We start from the raw sequence: 3191 nt of genomic DNA on the forward strand, positions 1-3191 counted from the left end.
TTCCCGAACTCGGAGGTGAAACGCTCGCACGGCGACGATAGTTGGGGGGTTGCCCCCTGTCAAAATAGCTCGCTGCCAAGCTTAATCTTAAACATCAAGAAGCTCTTAACTTTACGGTTAAGAGCTTGTTTGTTTTTGTTTTTGTTTTTTGTTCCTCGATTTAATCATCATTGAGATTGATCTTAGTGGCATGAAGTAGCCCACTAAGGTAAAATCGATCCAATCATCACTGAATATTCCCGTACTAAATATGAGTTATAGAATCGACAGTCGTGCCTATGCTCAGACTTATGGGCCGACCACAGGGGATCGAGTCCGACTTGCCGATACAGAACTGCTCATCGAAATAGAGCGCGACTTCACTACTTATGGTGATGAGGTTAAATTTGGTGGTGGTAAAGTAATTCGGGATGGGATGGGACAATCGCCGATTTCTAATGCCGATGGTGCGGTAGATCTTGTAATTACTAATGCAGTGGTTCTGGACTGGTGGGGGATTGTGAAGGCGGATGTCGGAATTAAGGATGGGAAAATTTACAAGGTAGGGAAGGCGGGGAATCCTTGTATTCAGGATGATGTTGATATTATTATCGGCCCAGGTACCGAAATTATCGCTGGGGAGGGGTCTATTTTGACGGCGGGGGGCATCGATACTCATATCCATTTTATCTGTCCTCAACAGATTGAAGTGGCGATCGCATCTGGAATTACCACGATGATTGGTGGTGGAACGGGGCCAGCAGCCGGGACTCATGCGACGACTTGTACGCCTGGTGTCTGGAATATGCACCGGATGTTACAGGCAGCGGATGCGTTCCCGATGAATATTGGTTTGTTGGGGAAGGGGAATAGCTCTCAACCGCAGGGTTTGGTCGAGCAGGTCGAAGCAGGTGCGATCGGGTTAAAATTGCATGAAGATTGGGGGACTACGCCAGCGACGATCGATACTTGTTTGAATGTGGCAGACGAGTATGATGTTCAGGTGGCAATTCACACCGATACGCTCAATGAAGCGGGATTTGTGGAAACGACGATTGCGGCTTTTAAAGGGCGGACGATCCATACTTATCATACTGAAGGGGCGGGTGGCGGACACGCACCAGATATCATTCGAGTTTGTGGGGAGGCAAATGTATTGCCTTCTTCGACTAATCCTACTCGTCCTTATACTATGAATACTCTGGACGAACATTTGGATATGTTAATGGTGTGTCACCATCTCAGTCCGAGTATTCCTGAAGATGTTGCTTTTGCTGAGTCTAGAATTAGAAGAGAAACGATCGCGGCTGAAGATATTCTCCACGATTTAGGTGCATTTAGTATGATTTCTTCTGATTCTCAAGCGATGGGGAGAATTGGGGAAACAATTATTCGGACTTGGCAAACCGCTCACAAAATGAAAGTGCAACGCGGTGGGTTGGCACAAGATAGTCAACCAGCCGATAATTTACGTGCCAAACGTTATATTGCTAAATATACAATCAATCCCGCAATTACGCATGGGATTAGTAATTATGTGGGTTCGATCGAGTCTGGTAAAATTGCCGATTTGTGCTTATGGAAACCTGCTTTTTTTGGTGTTAAACCAGAAACAGTAATTAAAGGTGGACTAATTGCCTGGGCGCAGATGGGCGATGCCAATGCAAGTATTCCTACGCCGCAGCCAGTACATATGCGACCGATGTTTGGCAGTTATGGTGGTGCGAGAACTAATACGGCTTTTACCTTTATGTCTCAGCTCGCGATCGAGCGTGATTTACCGCAGCAATTACAGTTACAAAAACAGGTGCTAGCTGTATCGGGGACGCGTCAGATTAGCAAGCGGGATATGAAGTTAAATGATGCGTTGCCTCAGATCGATGTTAATCCTGAGACTTATGAGGTGAGAGCTGATGGTGAATTGCTTACTTGTGAGCCTGCAACTGTTTTGCCGATGGCACAGCGTTATTTCTTGTTTTAGACATATTTTTATGTATATCGATATCTTGCTGCCCAGTTATCATAACGAATCATGCGTGTCAAAGAATTAAAACTCCATAATTTTCGCGGGATTAAAGATCTGCCTTTAGTGTTTAATCCAGATCGTAATGGGGAGCATCCCACTTTTTATTTTCCCCAAGGACATAAACCTTATGTACTATTATGAGGGTTAAGGAATTTGTCAAAAATAGCAGCAGAATGACTCCGATCTTGAGATAATAATGTGAAACTACTCACACCCGTTCGTCAAATCTCGTTCTAAAACTGCCGTATTTAATCCAATACTGCTTGACCTGATGGTGGGGTGTATGTAGACTAGCAGTTGCTTGATATAAGACAACTTGACAGCGAGCGCCGATCCAAATTTTGCCGATCGATTCTACCGAAATTAACGTGCCACCGAGGGATTCAATACAGTCGGTAAATCGCTCGATCGTACTATAATCGACTGTTTCAAAGATAAAAAAATTACCTGAAGAAATCAAGTGTCGGCTCCGCACCCAGCATTGCATTTTCTTCTCGGCTTCTGGTGGTAACATAGCTGTGGCAGATAATGAATTCCGATCGAACATATCAATCGGACAAAAACCGATTTCAATCTATTTAAATATAACTAATCGATCCTAATTTCATCTGCAAAGCTGGTCACTTTTTCAAACTTCAGCATCCCAAATGCCGAACCCCAGACTTTTTCATGGGTCTGAGTATCCATGCCTTTATCGAGACTCACCCAGGTACGTTCGCCAATTTCAACGTCGCTAATTAGGTAAGTCATCTTGCCATTACGCTCGATAAAACATTGATTTCCCGGCTCGACTTTGCCGCGAAAAATATCGCCATCTCGACTAAAAATCATCGAGCAATTGCAGCGACGTTCGAGACAATCGTGGGTAATAGTATCTAAAATTTCCCGTTCTCGTGCCGCACCAGCGTAGAGCATCGGATCTTTGAGACTATAGTTTTCAATATAGGCATCCTCGCCGCGAACGACTAATTTATGGACGCCCTGACGATAGGGACTCCATAGATCGTAATCATAAACTTGTTCGGAATAAAACCCGATCGCGTTGAAAAATTCAAATGGTAACGGTCGAAAAAAGATCCGAATATGCGCGTAATGCTGCGGCTCTAAAGTTGATTGGTGGTGATTGCTAAATTCACCAGCCATCCACTGCGCTAATAAAATCGAATCACTCATAAAAACTGCTAGT

At 44.3% G+C, this 3191-nt stretch carries 4 protein-coding genes; 2 read left to right on the forward strand and 2 right to left on the reverse strand.

The features are described from left to right. Positions 1–250: 250 nt before the first annotated feature. Together ureC and RMO52_RS22965 are read left to right on the forward strand one after the other, a co-directional pair. Positions 251–1960, forward strand: a complete 1710-nt coding sequence (gene ureC / locus RMO52_RS22960; RefSeq protein ID WP_309743951.1) for an urease subunit alpha — start codon at positions 251–253, stop codon at positions 1958–1960. A 51-nt stretch (positions 1961–2011) separates the two neighbouring features. Continuing rightward, positions 2012–2146 (forward strand): hypothetical protein, encoded by a 135-nt coding sequence (locus RMO52_RS22965; protein ID WP_309743949.1) that lies wholly within the window; start codon positions 2012–2014, stop codon positions 2144–2146. A gap of 67 nt (positions 2147–2213) precedes the next feature. Here RMO52_RS22965 and RMO52_RS22970 read toward each other — a convergent pair whose 3' ends face one another. Together RMO52_RS22970 and RMO52_RS22975 are read right to left on the reverse strand one after the other, a co-directional pair. Next, entirely contained in the window at positions 2214–2519 is a 306-nt protein-coding gene (locus RMO52_RS22970; RefSeq protein ID WP_310418972.1) for a CpeR family transcriptional regulator, read from the reverse strand. A gap of 74 nt (positions 2520–2593) precedes the next feature. Further along, complete coding sequence (locus RMO52_RS22975; RefSeq protein ID WP_396135089.1) at positions 2594–3178, reverse strand: chromophore lyase CpcT/CpeT; 585 nt, start codon at positions 3176–3178, stop codon at positions 2594–2596. Between the last annotated feature and the right edge of the window lie 13 nt (positions 3179–3191).

Source organism: Chamaesiphon sp. OTE_8_metabat_110, from assembly GCF_031382685.1.
In the GTDB taxonomy this organism is placed as follows: domain Bacteria; phylum Cyanobacteriota; class Cyanobacteriia; order Cyanobacteriales; family Chamaesiphonaceae; genus Chamaesiphon.

Coding starts and splice junctions, on each gene's coding strand:
- ureC (WP_309743951.1), top strand. CDS start 251: ATGAGTTATAGAATCGACAGTCGTGCCTATGCTCAGACTTATGGGCCG.
- RMO52_RS22965 (WP_309743949.1), top strand. CDS start 2,012: ATGCGTGTCAAAGAATTAAAACTCCATAATTTTCGCGGGATTAAAGAT.
- RMO52_RS22970 (WP_310418972.1), bottom strand. CDS start 2,519: ATGTTACCACCAGAAGCCGAGAAGAAAATGCAATGCTGGGTGCGGAGC.
- RMO52_RS22975 (WP_396135089.1), bottom strand. CDS start 3,178: ATGAGTGATTCGATTTTATTAGCGCAGTGGATGGCTGGTGAATTTAGC.